Raw genomic sequence first — 15,544 nt, 5'->3', positions numbered from 1 at the left:
AGCACCATGCGGATCTGGAAGCACTCGCCCAGGGACGGGATCCTGCTGGCCTTCAGCGTGGTGCAGCTGGCGGTGATGATCTGGCTGGCCGCCGGGTGGGACGAGGCGTCCGTCGCCTGGCGCGTCATCGGTTTCGTGGTGATCGCGGTGATGACCGCGTACAACGTCATCGTGGTGTCCCACCTGTTCACGCACGTGCCGTGGTTCGCGTCGGCCCGGCTGAACGCCGTGGCGTCGCTGCTGAACTCCGTCGACATCGGACAGTCCGTCCAGGCCTACCACCTGACGCACGTGCGCAACCACCACCGGTTCAACAACGACCCGATCGGGCCGGACGGCACGACTCGTGACAAGTCCTCCACCTACAAGGACGGTGAGAACGGCGAGCACACACCGTTGCTGCGCTACGTGTTCCAAGGCGCCGCCGAGTCCATGCTGGACAGAGCGAAGGACCTGTACGCGGTCACCAGGCTGTGGCGGGTCGGCGCACACGAGCAGAACCTGCTGACCCTGGCGGCCAGCCGGGAACCCAAGCGCACCAGGGAGTTGCGCCAGGTCCAGGCCGACCGGGCGGCGCACTGCCTCGCGCTGGCGGGCTTCGCGGTCATCTCCTGGCAGTGGACGCTGTTCTGCTACATCCCCGCTTTCTTCGTGGCGCTGGCGATGGTGAACGTGCAGAACTACTACCGCCACTACGGGGCCGACCCGAGCAACCGCGCGGCGGACGCGGTCAGCCACTACAGCAGGCTCTACAACCTGGTCGCGTTCAACGACGGCTACCACCAGGAACACCACCTGAGCCCGGCCACGCACTGGAGCAAGCTGCCCACGGTCCGGGACCGGCGTGAGGACGAGCTGGAGGCACAGCCCCGGATCGTCAGCCCGGTACCGGCGATGCTGGGCTTCCTGCACCGCGACCGCCCGTTGCTGCACAAGGACAAGACCACCAGGAGCCCGGGATGATCAGGGGTTTCCGGCCGTGCCCGGTCCAGGTGGCCGAGCAGGCCGCGGCTCGGCCGGGCGCTCCCGCCATCGTCACCGGGAGCGCCGTACTCGGCTACCGCGAACTGGACGAACGCGCGAACCGCCTGGCACATCACCTGCTCGGACTCGGTGTCGGGCCGGACGTGCCGGTCGCCGTCGGCCTGCCCCGCGGCCCCGAACTGATCGTCGCGCTGCTCGCGGTGCTGCGGGCGGGCGGCGCGTACCTGCCGCTCGACCCGGAGTACCCGGCGCGACGGCTCAGCGGCATTCTCGACGATGCCCGGCCACCCGTGCTGATCACCGCTGAGCCGGTCGCCGTCACGCTGCCCGCTTGCCCTGCCGTGGTGGACATGGACGACGATTTCTCCGCGCTTCCCGCGCACGACCCCGGCGTCCGGATCCACGCGGACGCGCTGGCGTACGTGATCTACACGTCGGGCTCGACCGGCGTCCCCAAAGGGGTCCACGTCCCGCACCGGGGCCTGGCCAACCTGATCGGCTGGCACGTGACGCGGTACCGGATCAGGCCGGGCGACCACTGCGGCCACGTCGCCGCGATCGGTTTCGACGCGTCGGTCTGGGAGATCTGGCCGACGCTGGCCGCCGGCGCCACCCTGCACCTGCCCCCGGCGGATGTCCGGCTCGACCCGCAGCGGCTGCTGTCCTGGTTGACGTCATCGGGCATCACCGTGACGTTCCTGCCGACCCCGATCGCCGAGGAGGTCCTGCGGCTGCCCACTCCGCCGTCGGCCCTGCGCACGGTGCTCACCGGCGGGGACGCGCTGACCTCCGCGCCATCACCTGGTACGCCGTACCAGCTGGTCAACCACTACGGGCCGACCGAGGCCAGCGTTGTCAGCACGGCGGGCACCGTACTGCCGGGCGAGGCCGTCCCCCCACCGATCGGGCGTGCCATCGACGGCGTCACCGCGTACCTGCTCGACGAGACGCTGATGCCGGTGCCGGACGGAAAGCCCGGCGAGCTGCACGTCGGCGGAGCCGGTCTGGCCCGTGGCTACCTCGGCAGACCGGGCATGACCGCGGACCGGTTCATCCCCGACCCGTTCGGCTCCGGCAGCAGGCTCTACCGGACCGGTGACATCGGCAGGCGCCGCCCGGACGGCGCGATCGAGTTCCTCGGCCGCGCCGACGACCAGGTCAAGATCCGCGGTGTCCGCGTCGAACTCGGGGAGATCGCTGCCCGCCTGCGCGAACACCCCGGTGTGCTCGACGCGGTCGCCGTGCCGGGCAGCGGCCACATCGTCGGCTACGTCACCTACCGCGGCGAGAAGCCGGACCCGGACGCCATCCTGGACCGGTTGCGGCAGGTGCTGCCCGCCGCGATCGTCCCGGCCGCGGTCCTCGCGCTGGAACGGTTCCCGTTGACTCCCAACGGGAAGGTGGACCGGGCCGCACTGCCGGCCCCGGCGTCCACCACGGTCGTGCCGCCTCGTGACGACGTGGAGGAGCTGGTCTCCCGCGCGTGGTACGAGGTACTCGGCCACACCGACCGCCAGGCCAATGTGGACGACAACTTCTTCGTCCTCGGCGGGCATTCCCTGCTCGCGGCGCAACTGAGCGCCCGGCTGCGGGAACTGTTCGGCGTACCGTTGCCGGTCCAGGCCACGCTGCGGGCGCCGACGATCGCGCGGCTCGCCGTCGAGATCCGCGCAAGGGATCCCGACCTCGGCCGGGTCGCCGAGGTGGCCGCGCTGCACCGCAAGATCGCCTGCCTGTCCGACGACGAGGTCGCCGCGATGCTGGCCGACCTGGGCGGCGAGGCCCCGTAGTGAACCAGCCGCGCCCCCACAGGACAGCGGTCTACCTGCGCAAGCGCCGGCGCGGGCGGGCGGTCGCGTGCCCGCCACCTGCCAGCACGGATCACTAGTTTCCACATCACCAGCCCAAGGAGCGACCATGTCCGAGAGCCCGACGAACGACCTGATGGAGATGGTGGTCGGCGGTTGCACCGCGCAGGCCATCTACACCGCCGCGAAACTCGGGGTCGCGGACGTGCTCGCCGAGGGGCCCAGGACCGCCGACGAGATCGCCGCCGAGGTCGGCGCGAACCCGGACGGCACGTACCGGCTGCTGCGCGCGCTCACGACCAGGTCGATCTTCGCCGAACAGCCGGGCAAACGCTTCACCCTCACACCGATGGCCGACGCACTGCGCTCGGACGCGCCGAACTCGGTGCGCGCGTTGGTGCTGATGGCCGGGCACCCGATCACCTGGGAAACGTGGGGCGAACTGACCCACTCGGTGGTGACCGGTGAGCCGGCGTTCTGGAAACTGCGCGGTATGCGGGTGTTCGAGTACCTCGCCCGTGACGAGGAGTACGCCGACCTGTTCAACCAGGCGATGACGTTCAGCTCCAACATCGAGACACCGACCATCCTGGACGCGTACGACTTCAGCCGCTTCGGCACGATCGTGGACGTCGGCGGCGGCCAGGGCAGGCTGCTCGCGGCCATCCTCCAGGCGGCACCGAACGCCAACGGCATCCTCTTCGACATGGAGTCGGTCACCGCGAGCGCGCCGCCCGTGCTGGCCGAGGCCGGGGTGGCCGACCGCTGCGTCATCCACAGTGGATCGTTCTTCGACACCATCCCGACCGGCGGGGACGCCTACGTGCTCAAGCACGTCCTGCACGACTGGCCGCGGGACAAGGCGCTGGAGATCCTGCGTTCGGTGCGCGCGTCCGTCGGCGAGCACGGCGAACTGCTGCTGCTGGCACTGGTGCTGCCCGATGACGATTCGCCGCACCTGGGCAAGCTCGTTGACCTCGACCTGCTGCTGGAGTTCGGCGGCAGGCACCGCACCACCGAGGAATACCGAGAACTGCTCGCAGCCGCGGGCTTCGAACTGCGCCGGGTGGTGCCGACGGCCGGTGCCGCGTCGGTCGTCGAAGCCGTCCCGGTCTGATCCCACCCGGAGGTCCTATGTGGATGCTCATCGTCCTCGGCGGTGTCACGTTCGTCTACAGCACGCTCGAAGCGATGCTCGCACCGGCGCTGCCGCTCATCCAGGCGGGCGTCGGTGGCACGCCGTCCTCGATCGCGTGGGTGTTCACCGGCCTGCTGTTGTCGGCGGCCGTGTGCACCCCGTTGATCAGCAGGCTCGGTGACCTCTACGACAAGAAGAAGCTGTTCATCGCCGTTCTCGCGGCGGTCGCGCTCGGCACGGCACTGGCTGGTCTCGCGACCAGCGTGCCCGTGCTGGCGATCGGCCAGATGCTGCAGGGCGCGGGCCTCGGCCTGACCCCGTTGTCGATCGGGCTGATGCGGGAGGCGTTGCCGGAGGAGCGGACCAAGAGCGGCAACGCGATGATCATCGGAACGTCGTCGCTCGGCGTCGTCGCCGGACCGCTGCTGGCGGGGCCGCTGACGTCGGTGATGTCGTACCGCTGGCTGTTCTTCCTCCCGTTCATCCTGCTCGTGGTCCTCATCGCCGTCGCGTTCCGGGTGCTTCCGACGACCACGGCGACCGCGCACGGCAACGTCGACTGGCTGGGCGCCGTGCTGCTGAGCGGTGGTCTGCTGGCGCTGTTGCTCGGTCTCACCCTCGCCCCGGCGTGGGGGTGGACATCGGCCGGTTTCATCGCGATGGCGGTGGGGGCGTTGGCGCTGCTGGCTGCCTTCGTCATGACGCGGCGGCGACTGGCGAACCCGCTTGTCGACCTGCGGGTGCGTGGGCGGACGGTCCTTGTTGTGTGCATGGTGTCGTTTGCCGTCGGCTGGGCGGTGTTCGCCACGTACATCGCGTTGCCGACGATCGCCGCGGCACCCGTGGCGACTGGTTACGGGCTCGAGTCCAACGCGACGGTGACCGGCTGGATCCTGGTTCCGTCCGGTGTGCTGGCCGGAATCAGCGCCTTCGTCGTCCGCCCGCTCGAACGCTTGCTCGGCGCGAAGGCGCTGATGGCGTTGTCCTGCGTGCCGATCCTCGCGGCCCCTGGCGTGCTGCTGCTCGACCGGCCCTCACTCGGCCTGCTCGTCACGTCGGCGGCGTTGATGGGCCTGGGCATCGGGCTCGGGCTGACGCAGGCGATGAACCTCGTCGTGTCGTCGGTCCCGGCCGACCGGGTCACCAGCGTGACCGGCCTGATGTTCGTCGTGCGGGCCATCGGCGGCACACTCGGCGCGCAAGTCGGCGGCAGCACACTGGCCAGCGACGTGATCCCGTCGACCGCTCTGCCCACGTGGTCGGCGTTCACCACGCTGCTGACCATCACCGTCGTCATCGGACTGTTCGCTGTCCTTGTCACAGCGGCGTTGCCGCGCAAGTCCGGCAACGTGACAGCTGGCGTCGAAGCCACCGTGTGACACCACAGGTCCTGCCCCGACGGAATTCCGCCCCTGATACGAATCCGCCCCGTCGCCTGGGCGACGGGGCGGAACTGTGCCCGGTTCAGATCAGGGCGGCCGCGAGTTCCGCGTACTGCTTGCGCGCCAGCGTCGGTTCGGCGCCCGGGGAGGCCAGGATCTCCACGCAGACGTGATCCGCGCCCGCGTCGAACTGCTCCCGCACCCGTTGGGCGATGACGTCCACGTCCCCGTGGGCGACCATCGCGTCCACCAGCCGGTCGCTGCCGCCGTCGGCCAAGTCGTCCTCGGTGAAGCCGAGCAGGTCACGCACGGCGTGCCAGCGGGACGGCAGCTGGGAGCTGTGCTCGATCCAGTACCGCACGTTCTCCCTGGCCACAGCCCGCGCGGCGACCTTGTCCGTGTTCAGCACGACCCCTTGCTGCACGGCCAGCACCTTGCCGGCACCGAGGATCTTCCGCGCGTACACGGTGTGCTGGACCGGCAGGAAGTACGGGTGCGCGCCCCAGGTCCGCTCCCCCGCCAGTGCGAGCATCTTCGGGCCGACCGCACCGATGACCGTCTTGAGCTCGGCCTTGGGCTGCGTAGCGGTGTACATCGCGGATGCCATCTTGTCGAGGAACTCCCGCAGCACCGCCACCGGCGAACCCCACTGCTGGCCGACCATTTCGGCCAGGTGCGGCACGCCGACGCCAAGGCCCAGCAGATACCTGTCCGGGAACGCCTCGGTCAGGGTGCGGTGTGCCTGCGCCAAGGTGTGCGGGTTGTGCCGGTAGACGTTCGCGAGACCGCTGGCCACCGTGATCCGGGACGTCGCGGACAGCAGCAACGCCGCCTGGGTCGGCGCGTCCCGGCCGAACCCCTCGGCGGTCCACACGGTGTCGTATCCGAGATCCTCGAACTCCGCCACCGCGTCCACGACTTCGGCCCACGGGTGGTTGTCGACCTCAGCCGGTCGTACGCCGACCCTTCCCAGCATGGGTTACCTCCCTAGTCGGTCAGCAAGGACAGCCTGGTCACACCGGTCATGTACGGGCTCGGCTGGAACCTCGGCACGTCGTCGGGGTCCGTGCGGAAGCCCGGGTACCGGTCCAGCAGGATGTTCATCGCCACCCTGCCCTCCATCCGCGCCAGCTGGGTGCCGATGCAGTAGTGCACGCCGCGGCCGAAAGCCAAGTGCGGGTTGGGGTCCCTGGTGATGTCGAAGTCGTTCGGCCGGTCGAAGCGCCTCGGGTCGCGGTTGGCGGCGCCGAGCCACAGCAACACCAGCTGGTCGGCCTCGATGGTCTTGCCACCGAGCTGACCCGCCTGGTTGGTGCACCGGGAGATCGCCGCGAACGAGCTCAGGTACCGCAGTGATTCCTCGATCATCCCGGGGATGCGGGACCGGTCCTCCCGCACGGCCGCCCGGGTCTCGGGGAACGTGTCCATGCACAGCACGGTGTTGCCCAGCAGCATCGTCGTGGTGATGTGCCCGGCGATCAGCAGCACGGCACCGAAGTTGGCCACCTCGGTGTCGTTCAGCCGTTCACCGTCCACTTCGGCCTCGACGAGCTTGGTGAGCAGGTCGTTGCGCGGTTTGGTGCGGCGCTCGGTGGCGTGCTCGTGCAGGTAGGCGATCAGCTCGCCCATCTGGTCGACGGCGTTCTGCGTCGACTCGGGCGTCGGCTCACCCCGCGTGAACCCCTCCGGCCGCTCGAAGACCTCACCGACCCACCGCTTGAACAGCGCGCGGTCGTTGTTGGGCAGGCCGAGCAGGTCGGCGATGACGATCACCGGCAACGGGTACGCCAGGTCCTCGACCACTTCCATCCGGCCGGTCCCCGCGGTCTGGTCGAGCAGTTCGTTGGTCAGCGCGACGATCGCCGGTTCGAGACCGGAGATCATCTTCGAGGTGAACGCGTGCCCGACGAGCTTGCGGAGCTTGTTGTGCTCAGGCGGGTCCATCTTGAGCAGGTTGCCCCGGGAGAACTCGCCCTCGATGGGCACCAGCCGCGCGGTGTCGGACGAGAACGTCGTCGTGTCGGCGAGGACCTCGAGCACTTCCTGGTAGCCGTAGACGTTCCACATCCCGGACTGCTCGTCGAAGCTGACCGGTTCGCCGGGTTGCTTGCCGTGCAACCAGAACTGGCGCGGATCCAGCTCGCTCCACTGACTCATCCACTGGGCGAACGCCGTGCTCATCGTGCTGCCTCCCTAGTTTTCGGGTTCACGCCGCCCGCCTGGCGACGCTCTCGCGGCGTGCCGCCACGGCCGAGCCGGACTCGCGCCGCGCCATCCGGCGCAGCACCCCCGGCGCCACCAGGAACCCGACGATCCCCCAGATCCCGAGCACGCCGATCATCTCCAGGTAACGCCAGGACTCGCCGATCTCCGCCACGGCCATCGCGTCCGGCAGCAGCGCGGCGCGCAGCCCCAGGCCCAGCCAGTAGACCGGGAAGACCTGCGCGAGCCACTGCAGCCACTCGGGCAGCGCGGCCAGCGGGTAGAACACGCCGGAGACACCGACCAGCGCCATGATCAGCACCATGATCGGGACCAGGCCCTGTGTGCTGCGGAACAACGACCCGAGGATCGCGCCGACCGGCAGGATCGCGAGCATGCCGAGGGCGAGGACCCAGACGAGGGTCACCCACGACGACACCGTGCCGATGCTCAGGCCGTCGAACAGCAGCACCACCGGGACCAGCAAGATGATCAGGACGGCCACGGTGATCCCGGCCTGCGCGAGCACCTTGCCGGTGACGTAGCCGAGCATGCCGTTGGGCGTCGCCTTGGCACGCAACAACGTGCCGTCCTCCCGGTCGGTGATCAGGGTGAACGCCAGCCCGACCAACCCGGTGAACAGCGTGTTGATTCCCAGGATGCCCGCGACTGCCTGCGTGCCAAGGGAGAAGTCCGTGCCCGGCACTGTGCTGTCCCGCATGAAGTACATCACGACCAGCGCGATGGCCGGCCAGAACAGCCAGCCGACGAGTTGTCCCGGGTTGGTCACCGTGTGCCGGAACTCGATCCAGCCACGTCGCAGCCCCGCCTGCAGGGCGACCGCGCCTGGCGTCATGCCTCCTCCATCTCACGCACCATGGCCAGGTAGACGTCCTCCAGACGCGCCCGGCGCACCTCCAGGTCACCGACCGCGTCGCCGTGCCGTTCGAACAGGCCTCGCACGTATCGGGTGGCGTCCTCGACGGAATCCACGCGCGGCGCGCCGTCGAGCGTGTAGCGGACCTCGGTCTTGCTCGCCACCTGGCGCGCCAGCTCGGCCGCTGTGCCGTCGGCCCTGATCCGGCCGCCGGCCAGGATCACGATCCGGTCGGCGAGTTTCTCGGCCTCGTCGAGGTCGTGCGTGGTGAGCAGGATCGTCGTGTCCTCCAAACTGGACAGTCGCTGGACCAGGTCGTGGAACTCCTGCCTGGCCTCCGGGTCGAAGCCGGTGGTCGGCTCGTCGAGGAACAGCAGGTCCGGGTTGCCGATCAGGCCGACGGCCACGTCGAGCCTGCGCCGCTGCCCACCGGACAACGCGCCGACCCGCGCTCGCGCGTGCTCGGTCAGGCCGACGAGACCGATCATTTCGTCGACGTCGTAAGGCCTTTCGCGGTCCGGTGTCCGGTAGGGCCGGTAGTAGCGGCCGAGGTGGTCGAGCAGTTCCCTGACCTTCCACCAACCGTGGTCGCGCCAGGACTGGAGCACGATGCCCAGGCGCGCGCGCCAGGCCTCGTCGCCGTCGTCCGGGTCGGTACCGAGCACACGGACGTCACCAGCGGAGCGCTTGCGGAAACCTTCGAGGATCTCGATGGTGGTCGTCTTGCCGGCCCCGTTCGGGCCGAGTAACGCGAGCACCTCGCCGCGGCGGACCTGGAAGTCCACCCCGCACAGCACATCCTTCGTGCCGTAACGCATCCGCAGCCCACGGGTTTCGATGACCGGTCGGGCTTCGGCGTTTTCCGGCACGGCACCCGCGTCCGGTGCCGCGTTCGATCCCGTGGACAACGCCACGATTCCTCCCTTTGCTCGCTCATCGCCGATTTTTCCCATCGCGGCTGGCGATCACGGCCCGCCGCCGGTGCCCGGCGGGCGCGTCCCAGCACCGCGCAGGCGCAGGTTGGGGACATCGCCGCGGCACCGGACAGGGGCAGGTACGGTTTTGCTACGGCGTTCCTGGCCGGGCCGAGCCCGCAGAACCCAGGTGAGCCCCTGGTCATAACCCCTGTATCGTGCTGTGCCGTGCGTACGCGGCCACGTGCGCTTGTGGACAGAGAACGAGACGACGCAGGACGGGACGGCCCAGGTGAGTGACGCGGGAAGCCGGAACGCAGCCGACCGATACGACTGGCAGGCGGTCCAGGACCGCTGGTTGCCGGTCTGGGAGGCGCTCAACCTCTTCCGCGTCGCCGACGATCCCGCCGGCAAGCCGCGCAAGTACGTACTGGACATGTTCGCCTACCCCTCCGGCGACCTGCACATGGGACACGCGGAGGCGTACGCCATCGGCGACGTCGTGGCCCGCTACCACCGGCTGCGCGGCTACTCGGTGCTGCACCCGGTCGGCTGGGACTCCTTCGGCCTGCCCGCGGAGAACGCCGCGATCAAGCGGGACCTCGACCCGAAGAAGTGGACCTACGGCAACATCGAGACGCAGGCCCGGTCGTTCCGGCGCTACGCCATCTCCTTCGACTGGGACATGCGGCTGCACACCTCCGACCCGGAGTACTACCGGTGGACGCAGTGGATCTTCCTGCGGCTGTTCGAGCGCGGCCTGGCGTACCAGAAACGCAGCTCGGTCAACTGGTGCCCGCAGGACCAGACGGTGCTGGCCAACGAGCAGGTGGTCGCCGGCCGCTGCGAGCGGTGCGGCAGCCTGATCACCAAGCGCACGCTGACCCAGTGGTACTTCAAGATCACCGAGTACGCCCAGCGGCTGCTCGACGACATGTCGGCGCTGGAGGGCCACTGGCCCGAGCGCGTGCTGACCATGCAGCGCAACTGGATCGGCCGGTCCGAGGGCGCGGAGATCAAGTTCGTGGTCGACGGCCGCGACGAGCCGGTGACGGTGTTCACCAGCCGCCCCGACACGTTGCACGGCGCCACTTTCCTGGTCGTGGCGGCCGACTCCGAGCTGGCCGGCGAGCTGTGCGCGCCGGACCGGCGGGCCGAGCTGGACGAGTACGTCGAGCGGGTCAAGCGGCTGTCGGAGATCGAGCGGCAGTCCAGCGACCGGGAGAAGACCGGTGTCTTCCTCGGCCGCACCGCCGCGCACCCGATCACCGGCGAGCAGATCCCGGTGTGGGCCTCGGACTACGTGCTGGCCGACTACGGCACCGGCGCGATCATGGCCGTGCCCGCGCACGACCAGCGTGACCTGGACTTCGCCCGCGCGTTCGGCCTGCCGGTCGTGGTGGTCGTCGACACCGGCGAGCCGGACCCGGCCGAGACCGGCGTCGCCACGGCGGGCGACGGCACCCTGGTCAACTCGGGCGAGGTCGACGGCCTGGCCAAGGACGAGGCGATCCGTGCGACGGTCCGTCAGCTGACCGGCAAGGGCCTGGGCAGCCGGACCATCAACTTCCGGCTGCGTGACTGGCTGTTGTCCCGTCAGCGGTTCTGGGGCTGCCCGATCCCGATCATCCACTGCCCGGACTGCGGTGCCGTCCCGGTGCCCGACGACCAGCTGCCGGTGCGGCTGCCCGAGCTCAGCGGCGCCGACCTGCGCCCCAAGGGCGTGTCGCCGCTGGCCACGGTGCCCGAGTGGGTCAACGTGCCGTGCCCGCGCTGCGGCGGTGACGCACAGCGGGACACCGACACGATGGACACCTTCGTCGACTCGTCCTGGTACTTCCTGCGGTTCGTGTCGCCACACGACAGCGACCGCCCGTTCGACCCCGAGGCGCTGCGCGAGTGGGCGCCTGTCGACAACTACATCGGCGGTGTCGAGCACGCGATCCTGCACCTGCTGTACGCCCGGTTCCTGACCAAGGCGCTGCACGACTTGGGCCTGGTGGAGTTCACCGAGCCGTTCAAGGCGCTGATGAACCAGGGCCAGGTGATCCTCAACGGCGCGTCGATGTCGAAGTCCAAGGGCAACCTGGTCGACCTGGGCGAGGAGCTGAGCACGTACGGCGTCGACGCCGTCCGGCTCACGATGATCTTCGCCGGGCCGCCGGAGGAGGACATCGACTGGGCCGACGTGTCCCCCGGCGGCTCGGGCAAGTTCCTGGCCCGGGTGTGGCGGCTGGCCAGCGACGTCGGCACGGCCGAGCGCGACACGGGCGCTGGCGACACCGGCGTACGGCGAACCACGGCCAAGGTCGTCCGGGAAGTCACGCAGCTGATCGAGGACAAGCGGTTCAACGTCGCGATCGCCCGGCTGATGGAACTGACCAACGCGCTGCGCAAGGCGGTGGACGGCGACGTGCCCGCGGGCGACCCGGCGGTGCGCGAGGCCGTCGAGTCGCTGGCGATCATGCTGAGCCTGTTCGCGCCGTACTGCGCTGAGGAAAGCTGGGCCACGCTGGGTCACGCGGTCGCCGACGGCGACTCGGTCAGTCGCGCCGACTGGCCCACGGCCGACGAGGCGCTGCTGGCCGAAGACGTCGCGGTGTGCGTGGTGCAGGTCAACGGCAAGGTGCGCGAGCGGCTGGAGGTGCCGACGTCGATCACCGAGGACGACCTGCGTGAGCTGGCGTTGGGTGACCCGGCGGTGGTCAGGCTGCTCGACGGCCGCGATCCGCGCAAGGTGATCGTCCGGGCGCCCAAGCTGGTGAACCTGGTCGTCGCTCCCTGACACACGCACCCTCGCGTCGTACCGGCAGGCACCTCGGCCGGTACCAGGCGCAGGTCTTCGGCCCGCGGTCCTGTGCCGGCGACTACTGGGCCGACGACTACTGCGCCGACGACTACTGCGCCGACGACTACTGGGTCGATGACTACTGGGTCGACGTCCAGGCCGAACCGGCCACACCGCTCGGCGATTCGCGGGTCGTACCGCGCAAGGGGTGACCGGAATCCGTTCGATCCCGCGGTCTCGTGGCCGGTGGGATCGCCGCACGCGACGACGGTGATCGCGCTATCGGATCCGGAACCGTTGCCTGTACTCGGTCGGTGTCGTGTTCAACGTCCGCCGGAACGACCGGGTCAACGTCGAGACGGTGCCGAAACCGCAGGTCCCCGCGATGCGTGACAAGGTCTCGTCGGTGGTTTCCAGCCGCTGCCGGGCCGCCTCCACCCGGGCGCGTTCGACGTAGGCGGCGGGAGTCATCCCCAGTTCGGCCTTGAACACCCGCGTGATCTGCCGGTCCGTGACGTGCGCGTGAGCGGCGAGGTCGGCGACTGTCAGCGGCTGCGCGAGGTGGGCGGCGATGTGGTGGCGCAACTCGTCGACTCGCCGTGTCGCGGACACCGGCTCGAGCGACACGCTGAACTGGCTCTGCCCACCCGGTCGCCGCAGGAACATCACGAGCTGGCGGGCGACCCGCGAGGCCAGCTCCGCGCCGAAGTCGTCGGCGACCAACGCCAGGGCAAGGTCGAGACAAGCGCTCAGCCCGGCGCCGGTCCACACACCGCCGTCACGGATGAAGATGGGGTCGGCGTCGACTGTGACCTCAGGGTGCTCCGCGGCGAGTTGCCGGGCGGTGGACCAGTGTGTGGTGGCGCGCTTGCCGTCGAGCAGACCGGCCGCGGCGAGGATGTGCGCCCCGACGCAGACAGACGCGACCCGCCGGGTGCGCGCGGCCAGCAAACGGACCGTCTCGACCACGGCGGGGTCACATCGGGCCACGATCTCGCGGCTCTCCCCCACCGTCACCGCGCCGGGCACAACCAGGGTGTCGATCGCCGCCCCGGACAGCTCCCCGAAGGTCACGTCCGGCAGAACGCGCACCCCGGCGGACGTGGTCACCGGCTCGGGTGTCTCGGCGGCGAGGACGACGCGGTAGCCCGTCGGGTGGTCCATTTCCCGCTGGAGCAACGAGAAAACCTCGGCGGGGCCGGTCACGTCGAGAAGGTCGACCCGGTCGAACAGGACCACGGCGATGAGCCTCTCGGGCGTTCGCCGTCGCGTGGTTCTCATCTCGCTCCGTCATGTCGGTTTCTGCGCCTTGCACGTCATTGCCGACATGCACAGCCGAGTCTAGCGTTGGTTGCGCCTGGTCAGAGACCCGGCGACGAAAACGAACGGAAGGACATCCGGACATGGCGAGGACGACGCTGCGGGAGCTGAACGGGCTCGGTCAGACCCCGGCGACGCTGGCCGACTCGACGCTGATCATGGTCGACTACCAGAACACCTACACACGCGGCGTGATGGAACTGGAGGGCTGGCGGCCCGCGCTGACCGCCGCCAAGCGACTGCTCACCGACGCCCGCGCGGCCGGGGCGAAGGTGATCCACGTCGTCAACGACGGCGGCGAAGGCACACCGTACGACGTGCGGGCCGAGATCGGCGGCATCCACCCGGACGTCGCCCCGGCCGAAGGCGAGCCAGTCGTGGTCAAGACCGCGCCGAACGCCTTCGTGAACACCGGCCTTGGCGAGCAGATCGACGCCGCCGGACACGAGAACGTGGTCATCGCGGGTTCATGACGAACATGTGCGTCACTTTCACCACCGAGGGCGCATTCCTGCGCGGCAACCACCCGACCGTCGTCGCCGACGCCTGCGCCACCCGGCCGTTGACGACACCGGTCGCGGACGTGAGCGCCGAACAACTGCACAACAGCGCGCTGGCGACCATCACCGATCTGTACGGCGTGGTCGTCCCGAGTGCGGCCGACCTGAAATAGCGTGCGTCACGGGCGGTTGGCGGAGTCCTGAGAGGACTGCCTGCTGGTCAGCAGGACCCCGCCTGCCACGACGACCACGGCGATGGCCGCGGTGGCGCCGATGTTGAGCTGCTGTTCGTCCTGGGTGGCCATGTACACCAGCATCACCGGGATCACGATGACCACGGCCCAGGTCAGGTACGGATAGAGCCACATCCGCACAGGCATCTCCGTTCCCGAACGCGCCAGCTTGGCCCGCAGACGCAGCTGGGAGATCGCGATGACGAGGTAGACCAGCAGCGCCACCGCGCCCGAGGTGGCCAGCAGCACGCCGAACACGTCTTCGGGGAACAGGTAGTTGGCGATCACGGCGAGAAACCCGACCACAGTGGATGCGAGGACCGCGACCCGCGGGACTCCCTGGCTGGTGGTGCGCATGACCGCGGCCGGGGCCTGCCTGCGCCTGCCCAGCGAGTAGATCATCCGCGAGGCGGTGTAGAGAGCGGAGTTCAGGCAGCTCGCCACCGCCACGAGGACGACGATGTCGACGATCACCTTGGCGCCAGGGATGCCGAGCGCCTCCAACGCCGTCTGGTACGAACCGTTCTTGGCGAGCCCTGGGTCGTTCCACGGCACGATGGCGACGACCAGCAGGATCGACGCCAGGTAGAACAGGCCGATCCGCCAGATCACCGACCGCGTGGCCTTCCCGATCTTCTCGACCGGGTTCTCCGACTCCGCGGCCGCGATCGTCACGATCTCGGTGCCCATGAAGCTGAACATCGTCACCAGTACGGCGGCGACAACGGATCCGAGCCCGTTCGGCGTGAATCCGCCGGTGTCCCAGAGGTGCGCGACCCCGCTGTGTTCCGTCCCGAACACGCCGAACACCGCGAGAACGCCGACGACGATGAACGCGACGATCGCGATGACCTTGAGCAGCGCGAACCAGAACTCGAACTCGCCGTAGTTGGCCACGCTGAACAGGTTGGTGACGGTGAGGACAAGCGTGACCGCGAGCGCCCAGACCCACTGTGGCGTACCCGTCCAGCCTTCGAGGATGGCTGCCGCGGCGGTCGCCTCGACGGGGATGACGAGCACCCAGAACCACCAGTACAACCAGCCCACGGTGAAGCCGGCCCACGGTCCGATGGCGCGGTCGGCGTAGGTGGAGAACGAGCCGGTGTCCGGGTTCGCGGCCGCCATCTCACCCAGCATCCGCATGACCAGTACGACGAGCAGGCCGGCGAACGCGTAGGCGAGCAGCACACCCGGCCCGGCCTCGTTGATCGCCGTGCCCGACCCCACGAACAAACCGGCGCCGATCACACCGGCGATGCTGATCATGGTGACGTGCCGGTTCTTCAGTCCCGACGACAAACCGTCCGCAGTTGCCATGTCATCCCCCTGCCCGCACGACTGAGCGACCAATGGCGGCAACGACTTCAGCGGGAACCGCGCAGCCGCAGCACCATGATC

At 69.4% G+C, this 15,544-nt stretch carries 13 protein-coding genes; 7 read left to right on the top strand and 6 right to left on the bottom strand.

Annotation, left to right across the window (positions count from 1 at the left end):
* Positions 1-6 precede the first annotated feature (6 nt).
* The 4 genes from AOZ06_RS16910 (at position 7) to AOZ06_RS16895 (ending at position 5,309) form a co-directional block, all read left to right on the top strand.
* Positions 7-963: a fatty acid desaturase family protein gene (locus AOZ06_RS16910; RefSeq protein WP_054290271.1), complete on the top strand. Its 957-nt coding sequence runs from the start codon at positions 7-9 to the stop codon at positions 961-963.
* The gene (locus AOZ06_RS16905) at positions 960-2,774 is read left to right on the top strand and encodes a non-ribosomal peptide synthetase (protein ID WP_054290270.1); all 1,815 of its coding nucleotides are present in this window, start codon (positions 960-962) and stop codon (positions 2,772-2,774) included. The genes AOZ06_RS16910 and AOZ06_RS16905 overlap by 4 nt, the downstream gene beginning before the upstream one ends.
* A gap of 127 nt (positions 2,775-2,901) precedes the next feature.
* Complete coding sequence (locus AOZ06_RS16900; RefSeq protein ID WP_054290269.1) at positions 2,902-3,909, top strand: methyltransferase; 1,008 nt, start codon at positions 2,902-2,904, stop codon at positions 3,907-3,909.
* A gap of 17 nt (positions 3,910-3,926) precedes the next feature.
* Entirely contained in the window at positions 3,927-5,309 is a 1,383-nt protein-coding gene (locus AOZ06_RS16895; RefSeq protein WP_054290268.1) for an MFS transporter, read from the top strand.
* An 85-nt stretch (positions 5,310-5,394) separates the two neighbouring features.
* On the opposite strand, the gene AOZ06_RS16890 is transcribed toward AOZ06_RS16895, so the two are convergent.
* The 4 genes from AOZ06_RS16890 to AOZ06_RS16875 are packed head-to-tail and all read right to left on the bottom strand — an operon-like array spanning position 5,395 to position 9,209.
* Positions 5,395-6,288, bottom strand: coding sequence for a TIGR03620 family F420-dependent LLM class oxidoreductase (locus tag AOZ06_RS16890; protein WP_054290267.1), 894 nt, complete (start codon positions 6,286-6,288; stop codon positions 5,395-5,397).
* Positions 6,289-6,299: 11 nt separating this feature from the next.
* A complete protein-coding gene (locus AOZ06_RS16885) occupies positions 6,300-7,493 on the bottom strand; it encodes a cytochrome P450 (protein WP_054290266.1) in 1,194 nt (397 codons plus the stop codon).
* A 25-nt stretch (positions 7,494-7,518) separates the two neighbouring features.
* Positions 7,519-8,370 (bottom strand): ABC transporter permease, encoded by an 852-nt coding sequence (locus AOZ06_RS16880; protein WP_054290265.1) that lies wholly within the window; start codon positions 8,368-8,370, stop codon positions 7,519-7,521.
* A complete protein-coding gene (locus AOZ06_RS16875) occupies positions 8,367-9,209 on the bottom strand; it encodes an ABC transporter ATP-binding protein (protein WP_054296699.1) in 843 nt (280 codons plus the stop codon). The genes AOZ06_RS16880 and AOZ06_RS16875 overlap by 4 nt, the downstream gene beginning before the upstream one ends.
* A gap of 388 nt (positions 9,210-9,597) precedes the next feature.
* Between AOZ06_RS16875 and leuS the strand changes: the two genes are divergently transcribed.
* Positions 9,598-12,090, top strand: a complete 2,493-nt coding sequence (gene leuS, locus AOZ06_RS16870; protein WP_054296698.1) for a leucine--tRNA ligase — start codon at positions 9,598-9,600, stop codon at positions 12,088-12,090.
* Between the two features lie 282 nt (positions 12,091-12,372).
* Here leuS and AOZ06_RS16865 read toward each other — a convergent pair whose 3' ends face one another.
* The gene (locus AOZ06_RS16865; RefSeq protein WP_054290264.1) at positions 12,373-13,374 is read right to left on the bottom strand and encodes a GlxA family transcriptional regulator; all 1,002 of its coding nucleotides are present in this window, start codon (positions 13,372-13,374) and stop codon (positions 12,373-12,375) included.
* A gap of 122 nt (positions 13,375-13,496) precedes the next feature.
* Here AOZ06_RS16865 and AOZ06_RS16860 point away from each other — a divergent pair, with 122 nt between their 5' ends.
* Positions 13,497-13,886 (top strand): isochorismatase family protein, encoded by a 390-nt coding sequence (locus tag AOZ06_RS16860; RefSeq protein ID WP_335338397.1) that lies wholly within the window; start codon positions 13,497-13,499, stop codon positions 13,884-13,886.
* Positions 13,883-14,086, top strand: coding sequence for a cysteine hydrolase family protein (locus AOZ06_RS61645; protein ID WP_335338396.1), 204 nt, complete (start codon positions 13,883-13,885; stop codon positions 14,084-14,086). The genes AOZ06_RS16860 and AOZ06_RS61645 overlap by 4 nt, the downstream gene beginning before the upstream one ends.
* Before the next feature lie 6 nt (positions 14,087-14,092).
* Here the strand turns inward: AOZ06_RS61645 and gabP are convergent, their stop codons facing one another.
* Positions 14,093-15,463: a GABA permease gene (gene gabP, locus AOZ06_RS16855; protein ID WP_054290263.1), complete on the bottom strand. Its 1,371-nt coding sequence runs from the start codon at positions 15,461-15,463 to the stop codon at positions 14,093-14,095.
* Between the last annotated feature and the right edge of the window lie 81 nt (positions 15,464-15,544).

Origin of the sequence: Kibdelosporangium phytohabitans, assembly GCF_001302585.1 — a bacterium.
GTDB lineage: Bacteria > Actinomycetota > Actinomycetes > Mycobacteriales > Pseudonocardiaceae > Kibdelosporangium > Kibdelosporangium phytohabitans.
Note: the sequence above shows the minus strand (reverse complement) of the source record. Positions and strands in the feature narration are given on the sequence as shown.